This is a genomic window from Bacillus sp. 166amftsu, assembly GCF_900107445.1.
Classification (GTDB): Bacteria; Bacillota; Bacilli; order Bacillales; family Bacillaceae_G; genus Bacillus_A; species Bacillus_A arachidis.
Map to the genome: position 1 here is coordinate 1 of NZ_FNQA01000054.1, position 5345 is coordinate 5345.

Consider the following 5345-nt stretch of genomic DNA (forward strand, 5'->3'; position numbering starts at 1 on the left):
TCCCATAAAGCTCGAAGTGAGTTTAAACAAAGAGGGAAAAAGAAAAGCTGAGAGCATATCATGGTTAAGAGATAATATGGAATATAATTCGGATGGAACCGCGAAAATAACAAAGAATATTAACCCTTCAGAAGAGTGGTTTTATGTTGAACTACTTTGGAGTATTGGACCTGAAGCAGAAATAATAGAACCTGATTTCATAAAAAATAAGCTTATTGAAAGGGCTAAATCAGTGATAACAAAATATCATGATTTGTAGCTTAATTTGTATTTAATTTTATACTACTAGGCTGGATTGCTGCATAGATAATTGTTCCTTTATTCAACTAAAGAGTGCGATTGTGCCATAAAATAGACAAAAAATAATCAAACTTATTTCAAATCCACAACGGATGATGTTCTTATTAGCCACGAATTGTATTTATCTTCCTAAGTCTATTAAAACGCCTATATCCCCTACTATTGGTTTAGAAAGTAGGGGATATTTTTTGTAAAAGATTTACCGTTTTTTCTCAAAGCATTACATTACATTTAGAAAGAATAACGTTTTTTTACACTTGGGGGTAGTCGGAATTCTTAAGTTGATGGGCATGTAAGGTGACCCCTAATATGGGAATTTCACATGTATTTTCCATAGTCTCACCTCAGTTAATCGTTATTTTTATATTATATATCTTATTTTTGTGAAATTCACATAACATCACTTATCAGAACTCAATACATCGAGAAACCTAGAAAAGTCCCCTCAAAAAAAATCTGAAGGGACTTTTCGTTCACATAATCAGTGTTATCAGTAGTTATTTATTTTTCTATCTGATCTTGATTCATTGTTATGTACCATAGAGGAACCTCCATGATTGCTCCTGTATCTTCTTCGCATCCACCATGTAGTACTTCAAATGTGATATTTTCTTTTGTAATCTTAACGACACGAACTAATATTTTTTCAAATATTAAAGTTTCTCCTAGTTTAAATTCCATATATTTTCACCTTTTTGTTTGTTCTTGATTACATAACCTTCGTTATCAGAAGTTGTTTTAGGTGATCAGTTTTTATATTTTAGGCTCTGTTAATATTAATTGTTGACTTTCAAAAAACCGCTTCTTATAAAGAGCAGTTTTACTTATATTCATTCTTATTCAAATTCTGAAGCGTATTCTTCATATACCTTTAATGTATTAAGCAGTCTAGCTGATTTAAGCATGATTTCGTTTGATGAATCAGTTACACAAATGTCAATAAATCGGTTATCGTTTCTGTCACCAAACAATCCTTCTGACTCAAGTTCCATTAACACTTTTAATAATTCATTCAGCAATGTATCTATTAGCGAATCAAAGTCTTCTTCGACGGTTTCATGGTATCTTTTAATAGTTTTATTCACTTCATCAAACATTCCGAAATCGTCCCACTCACTCCATCAACAGCCCCATATCTATAATAGTTGTATAAAGGGTCTGATTTATTCACCTTAATCAGTCTTTCTTTATTAGCCACTGGTCCAATGCTACTGAAACAGTCGTCCGTCATTAGGGAGTATCCATATATTGTGTCATTACCACACCTAGATGTAAGTTCATTATAATGACAACGAATTGCATTTTTCAACTGAGCATGTAAACTTTCTTGAAGATGCATTTTCACCGTATCTCCTCCGTTCTTTTTGTCACGACATGTTGTTACATACTTCAATCTTAACATGAAAATCAACATTAAACGTTAACTGAGCCATATTTTATAATAGTTCCGTTTATATCTTTAAACTTTAAAGCAGTCTTAATAAAATCTAATGATTCTGGGCCATCGTCTAATTTATTAGGAAGGATTATGTACCATAAACTCCATCCTTTATACTTTGATTCGTTAGGTAAGTATTTATCTAAATTTATTATATGTCCCGAAGCAGATTCATAAGATATCTTGCTAATGGATGGATTTTTAAAATAACCAAAAATAACTTTTCCATTTGAAACTACAAGCGTAGGTGATATACCAGAATCTTGTACTTCTAACTCACTTACATTTTCTCCTCCGGCTGTCCCACTAACAGTCCATTTTCCGTTTTTCATTTCTAAATCTGCTATTGAAATATAATTATCAGGTGTAACGAAAAAAGCTATTTTTTCATCTATCTTTATAATACGTCCTAAAGCATGATATTTATCTATTTCTGTATTACTTGTTGGGGTACAACCGAGATACGTGTAAAAATAGGTCATATACTTACTTTTATCCCCAATTATTCTTCATGCTTGTCTCTCCCTCTGTATAAAATAGCTACCTACACTTTTAGTTTAGGGAAAAACAAACAATAAAACAGAATTCAAATTAACTCCAAACAACCCCTCGCCTCTCGTATTCCATTCTATATTCAACGGCAGCTGCAATTTTGGGGCTTGCGAACCTTTCCGTGATCCAAAGTCCCAAATCAAGTCCTGAAGTGACTCCTCTTGCAGTGATAATATTCCCTTGATCAACAATTCTGTAACGAAGAAGCTCTGCCCCGTATTCACTGATTTCATTCTGCGCCAAATAGTGCATCGTCGCCTTTCGACCATTCAATATACCGGAGGCAGCCAGTAGCATCCCTCCTGTACAAACTCCAGCAACGATCGTTCCTTCGTTGTGCATCTCTCTAATCATTTCGGTCAGGGTTCCAAGCTCTGCTTGCTTTCGTGCCCCATGTTCAGCTTTATGATTCCAGCCACCACCAGGTACAATTAACAGATCTGGACGATTATCCATTCGTAAAAAATCATCTAGTTTAACCGTAACTCCAAACGAAGTAGTAATTTCTTGTTTTGGTTCACTTGATATTAGTTCAACCGTAAATGGAGCCCCTTCTTCTATCGCTCTTTTGAGTACCTCAAAAGGTGCGAAAGAGACAAGCTCTCCGAAGCCGTCAAACAATACAATTTGTATTTTCATTTTTATTACACCTCATATGCTTTCTTTTGTGAATCGTAGACATATAAGACGATTCAGCGATTATGTAATTGATTTACAAAAAACCCCTCATCTGATAGAAGAAGCAATACCTCTATAAGCACAATAGGTCATAGTTGGAAATAAAAGTAAGCCTATGACCTATTTTTACACGTATCTCGGCTGTACCCCTTATTGTTTTTTAGTAATATATTTAATTCTTTAGCATCTTTTTTTGTGTTTAAAAAGGATATAAACCAAGAAAATGTATATATCAAAACTATACTCTCGAAAAAATCAGCAGTTGGAAAGGTTTCTATCCAATGATTATATATAGATATAACAAAGATAACTAAAATCATTATGAAAAAATGAATTACTAAAGCGAATACATAACTTATTCTTTCAACATCAAAAATGAATGTGAAAATACCTGCACAAGCTGAAATTATAAGAACACTTATAACCTCAGCTTGTGTGATAGATATATTATTGTTTCTCGATAGTAAAACTATCATATATATAAATGATCCAGTCCCTAAACCTGAATAAAGTCGATTTTTTAATTTCAATATAGTCTTTCCCTTCGTATTTTTTATGATTTTAAAATAAGATTATTTAATTTTGATTGTATATAAAATGTATAAAAGATTCCTCCAAAAAATAAACCAACAGATAGTCCGCTTATAGCAGAATAAATTATGTTAAACGAAATATTATCATAAAATGATGAGGAAATTCCTAAAGTTACATTTAAGAGATATTTTACCAAGAAATTAATCAAGATAATTATTAATGGAAGATAACATTTCTTTCTGAAAATCACTGTCTCTTTTTCGAAAAAAGTTTGATATTTTTGATACAACAAATATCCAATTAAAATACCTAGAAGAATGAAAATAGTATAGCTTATTAAACAATATCCTAAGTGAGAAAATTTAGTAATCATTTTATCCAAACCCCATATCATAAAAATCATGGGAACAAGAAACATTTTAGACAAATTAATTGGTCTTTCTTGAGAAATAGCAATACCTCTTTTTATTAAAAAGAATAATAATATCCATACCCATAATGGCGTTCCTATAAATATTTCTTTAATCATGATATACATTGTATTTCCTCCTTTGTTTTTATTAATATTTACATCAAAGGAGATAGAAAGAAATACTTTTAAACATAAGTGGTAAAAATCAATACATAAGTGGTTATTTAGAATATTGTGTTAGCTTATTTTTTAAAGAAGAAACGTATTTTCTTGATACAATTAAATTTTCTCCATTTGAAAGTAGTGCCTCTATATTCCCACTCGCCTTAGCGGAGAATTTGTTTAAAAAATGGATATTGACAATTATATTTTTGGAAATTCTAATAAAGTTATCTGGAAGCGTATATTGTAATTTATATAAAGGACTTTTTATCTCAAATATATTTTCTTTTGTATAAATAAACACTTTTCTTTCAAGGTATTCCAAATAATAAATAGTTGAACAAGAGATTTTTTCTTGTTCATTTTTGTGAATAGAATTTACTATTAAATAATCATCAGAACTATTCTCTAGTGTTGATATCATATCTAGAATGAAAGATGTAACTTTGTGCACGTAAAAAGTACAAGATTCTTCTTTAAGTTTTTCGATGATATTAATGTTTACTTTCATTTGCTATCCTATGTTCCTTTCTTCAAAATAGATTCTATTGTTAGTTTGAAAGAAAGTTTAATTAAAGTCAAAAAATTATTTTATATAAAAAATCCGCTAAGCAAAAAATACAAAAAACCGTCCATCAGGACGGCTTTACTTTTTACATAATTATCGAAAGCGGAAGTTAAAAGTTTTTAGTTTCTTGCTCACTTAAAGCACCCGTTACTTTAAGTATATTTCTTCACAACCTTATTTTTAAAAAAGATTTTACTCTTTTTTAAAAATAAAGCCAGTAGTTAATCAACGAGGGTTCAATCTCAATATTTTCTTGATTTAATGATAATAGAAGATGGTCTCCGTTTTTCATTTATTAATTCTGGCATTTTTTCTAATCCTGTTGGAGTTGACTCTGGCTCAATAATTTTCTCAATTACAAGACCGTTGTCTATAAGAGTATTAATTAATGTTGAAATTGTTCTGTGATATTTAACAACACCATCTATCCACCAATGTTCCTTCCTTTTTCCTTCTTCTTGGTAATTATCTAATGCCCAATGCAATCTGTTTCCATTATTATCCTTAAACCAATTATTCATTTCCTTTCGAGCTGTTACTATTGGATGTTCTGTTGAAAAGATAAACTCACCATCATTTTTTAACAGACCTCTTATTTTCTTAATTAGATGTGAGTAATCTTCTATGTAATGTATAACTAAAGAACTTGTTATTAAGTCGAATTTTTGATTTGGCAAATTAAGTTCTTCTATTGGTACACA

At 30.6% G+C, this 5345-nt stretch carries 8 protein-coding genes and 1 pseudogene; 1 reads left to right on the plus strand and 8 read right to left on the minus strand.

The genetic code is table 11. The annotated features are described in order from the left end of the window. A partial coding sequence (locus BLV40_RS27555; RefSeq protein WP_139265641.1) for a WYL domain-containing protein occupies window positions 1-259 on the plus strand: 259 nt, incomplete at its 5' end. Window positions 260-801: 542 nt separating this feature from the next. Here BLV40_RS27555 and BLV40_RS27560 read toward each other — a convergent pair. The 8 genes and pseudogenes from BLV40_RS27560 to BLV40_RS27595 form a co-directional block, all read right to left on the minus strand. Further along, a complete protein-coding gene (locus BLV40_RS27560) occupies window positions 802-981 on the minus strand; it encodes a hypothetical protein (RefSeq protein WP_090695807.1) in 180 nt (59 codons plus the stop codon). 155 nt (window positions 982-1136) lie between these two features. Continuing rightward, a pseudogene (locus BLV40_RS27565) lies at window positions 1137-1714 on the minus strand (DUF4303 domain-containing protein). Continuing rightward, window positions 1714-2220 (minus strand): hypothetical protein, encoded by a 507-nt coding sequence (locus tag BLV40_RS27570; RefSeq protein ID WP_244525470.1) that lies wholly within the window; start codon window positions 2218-2220, stop codon window positions 1714-1716. Before BLV40_RS27570 ends, BLV40_RS27565 begins: the two are co-directional and overlap by 1 nt. A 109-nt stretch (window positions 2221-2329) precedes the next feature. Then, window positions 2330-2929 carry a DJ-1/PfpI family protein gene (locus BLV40_RS27575; RefSeq protein ID WP_090695809.1) on the minus strand — a complete coding sequence of 200 codons (600 nt, stop codon included), beginning with the start codon at window positions 2927-2929 and terminating at the stop codon, window positions 2330-2332. 152 nt (window positions 2930-3081) lie between these two features. Beyond that, window positions 3082-3498: a DUF3021 domain-containing protein gene (locus BLV40_RS27580; protein ID WP_090695811.1), complete on the minus strand. Its 417-nt coding sequence runs from the start codon at window positions 3496-3498 to the stop codon at window positions 3082-3084. A 23-nt stretch (window positions 3499-3521) separates the two neighbouring features. Further along, a complete protein-coding gene (locus tag BLV40_RS27585; protein WP_090695812.1) occupies window positions 3522-4040 on the minus strand; it encodes a DUF6622 family protein in 519 nt (172 codons plus the stop codon). Between the two features lie 94 nt (window positions 4041-4134). After that, window positions 4135-4587, minus strand: a complete 453-nt coding sequence (locus tag BLV40_RS27590; protein ID WP_090695814.1) for a LytTR family DNA-binding domain-containing protein — start codon at window positions 4585-4587, stop codon at window positions 4135-4137. 299 nt (window positions 4588-4886) lie between these two features. Continuing rightward, window positions 4887-5345 (minus strand): class I SAM-dependent methyltransferase (locus BLV40_RS27595; RefSeq protein ID WP_139265642.1); only part of this gene is annotated, 459 nt, incomplete at its 5' end.

Excerpts from the sequence above, each read along its gene's own strand:
- BLV40_RS27560 (WP_090695807.1), bottom strand. The coding sequence starts at position 981 with ATGGAATTTAAACTAGGAGAAACTTTAATATTTGAAAAAATATTAGTT.
- BLV40_RS27585 (WP_090695812.1), bottom strand. The coding sequence starts at position 4,040 with ATGTATATCATGATTAAAGAAATATTTATAGGAACGCCATTATGGGTA.
- BLV40_RS27575 (WP_090695809.1), bottom strand. The coding sequence starts at position 2,929 with ATGAAAATACAAATTGTATTGTTTGACGGCTTCGGAGAGCTTGTCTCT.
- BLV40_RS27570 (WP_244525470.1), bottom strand. The coding sequence starts at position 2,220 with ATGACCTATTTTTACACGTATCTCGGTTGTACCCCAACAAGTAATACA.
- BLV40_RS27590 (WP_090695814.1), bottom strand. The coding sequence starts at position 4,587 with ATGAAAGTAAACATTAATATCATCGAAAAACTTAAAGAAGAATCTTGT.